The organism is Streptomyces sp. NPDC000410 (genome assembly GCF_040300305.1).
Taxonomy (GTDB): domain Bacteria; phylum Actinomycetota; class Actinomycetes; order Streptomycetales; family Streptomycetaceae; genus Streptomyces.
In genome coordinates this window covers 1-1,405 of record NZ_JBEPDM010000140.1, presented here as the reverse complement: position 1 = coordinate 1,405, position 1,405 = coordinate 1, and the positions used below count along the sequence as shown (strand labels likewise).

At 65.1% G+C, this 1,405-nt stretch carries 1 protein-coding gene and 1 pseudogene; both read left to right on the top strand.

Translation table 11 applies throughout. The features are described 5' to 3' along the window. A pseudogene (locus tag ABT342_RS38120) lies at window positions 1–197 on the top strand (IS701 family transposase); the annotation flags it as partial. A 225-nt stretch (window positions 198–422) separates the two neighbouring features. Then, entirely contained in the window at window positions 423–1,262 is an 840-nt protein-coding gene (locus tag ABT342_RS38115; protein ID WP_351584220.1) for an IS5 family transposase, read from the top strand. The last annotated feature ends 143 nt before the right edge of the window (window positions 1,263–1,405 follow it).

Sequence of the window (1,405 nt, the reverse complement as noted above, 5' to 3'; positions counted from 1 at the left end):
TCTCCAGCAGGGTGACCGCCCACCTGGGCAGCGCAGTGCCGTCCATCCCGCACTACAGCGGAACCGGCCGCCCGTCGGCAGCGCGATACCCCGACGCGGCCAGGAGCGTGAAGCAACTGGTCATCGATGCCGGGCGGGATGCGGCCAAGGGGGTGCAGTGGCGCGAGGGCTCCCGTTCGGGCTCCGGCCGCAGTGGTCTCAGTGGGCGTTAAGGGTTAGCTTGGGGCGGTAGGCGAGGTTCACGGCTGTCAGGTTTGAGGCGTTTGCCCCTAACGTGACCCTTCCCGTCCGTCAAGCCGTCAAGGTGGACGCCCGTTTGCTCTGCTCCTTGCCCGCTAAGCCCGTTTGGTTCGAGGATGAGGCAGAAACGCCCGGCACTGGCGGAACGGCACCGTCCGCCGCGTCCGTGATCACGCTGCGACGTGAGCCAGCGGAAGCCGTACCCCAGTGACCTGTCCGATGCCCGATGGGCCCTGATCGAGCCCACGTTGACGGCCTGGCGGAAAGCCAGGCTTGACCGCCGGCCCACCGGCCAGCCACCCAAAGTCGAACTCCGTGACGTGTTCAACGCGATTCTCTATGTAAACCGCACCGGAATCCCCTGGAAATACCTTCCGCACGACTTCCCGGGTCACGGCACCGTCTACTTCTACTACGCCGCCTGGCGCGACGAGGGAATCCTCGCCCAGCTCAACTACGACCTGACCGGCCTGGCCCGCGTGAAGGAAGGACGCAAGCCCGAGCCGACCGCCTCCGTCATCGACACCCAGACCGTCAAGACCTCCAGCAACGTGCCCCTGACCAGCCAGGGAACGGACGCAGCGAAGAAGATCGTCGGCCGGAAGCGCGGCATCCTCACCGACACAATCGGCCTCATCCTCGCCGTGACCGTCGCCGGCGCCGGCCTCTCCGAGAACGCCATGGGTATACGTCTCCTCGACCAGGCGAAACAGACCTACCCGACCATCGCGAAAAGCTGGGTCGACACCGGCTTCAAGAACGCCGTCGTCGAGCACGGCGCCAAGCTCGGCATCGACGTCGAAGTCGTCAACCGCAACCCCGAAAAACGCGGCTTCCATGTCGTGAAAAGGCGCTGGGTGGTAGAGCGGAGCATCGGCTGGATCATGACGCATCGCCGCCTCGCCCGCGACTACGAGACCCTCACCGCCAGCTCCGAAGCCATGATCCACATTGCCTCGATCGACAACCTCACCAAACGCATAACGGACGAGACCACACCAACCTGGCGAGGAACCTACTAGGGCATAAGCGGCAATCCGCCTAGATCAAACGCCCTCTCAGAGGCATGGCCGCGCCGAAATCGGAGTGCCGGGGGTGCCGTCGCCTTGTGATACTGCTCCGATGATCAACCTGCCTACCGCTGCGCTGGACTCGCTGTCCGGGC